Source organism: Noviherbaspirillum sp. ST9, from assembly GCF_048799745.1.
Lineage (GTDB): Bacteria > Pseudomonadota > Gammaproteobacteria > Burkholderiales > Burkholderiaceae_D > Noviherbaspirillum.
This window is the reverse complement of record NZ_JBLWFR010000182.1, coordinates 1-550: the sequence shown is the minus strand read 5'-3', so window position 1 is coordinate 550 and position 550 is coordinate 1. Positions and strand designations below refer to the sequence as shown.

Sequence of the window (550 nt, the reverse complement as noted above, 5' to 3'; positions counted from 1 at the left end):
ACCGCCTGCTGGTGTTCGCCCGCAAGCCCGCTCCTGTCCAGGCTTCCTGGCTCGGCTTCGGCTACACCACCGGCCTGGACACGATGGATTACCTGATCGGCGATGCCGTCTTCACGCCGCCCGGCTGCGAACACCTGTTCAGCGAGAAGATCCATCGCCTCGGCCGCGCTCCCTGGGTCTACCAGCCGCCGGCCGAATCACCCGAGCCTGGCGACTCGCCTGCCCTGCGCAACGGCCATGTCACCTTCGCCTGCCTGAGCCGCACCGAGCGCATCAATGCACGCATGATCGAAGCCTGGGCCCGCATTCTTCAACGCCTGCCCACGGCACGCCTGCGCCTCGACAGCCGCAACTTCAACGATCCCGGACTGTGCGCACACATCGAGACCCAGTTCGCCGTCCATGGCGTCGACGCCAACCGGCTTGAGCTGCGCTACACCTCGCCGGTATGGAACGTGTACCGCGAGGTCGACATCGTGCTGGACTGCTTCCCGCACAACTCCGGCACCACCACCTACGAAGCCTTGTGGATGGGCGCGCCGGTCGTCAC

1 pseudogene is annotated in these 550 nt (G+C 66.4%); it reads left to right on the top strand.

Features of this window, described 5'->3' with window-relative positions:
• A pseudogene (locus ACNOHI_RS25415) lies at positions 1-550 on the top strand (hypothetical protein); the annotation flags it as partial.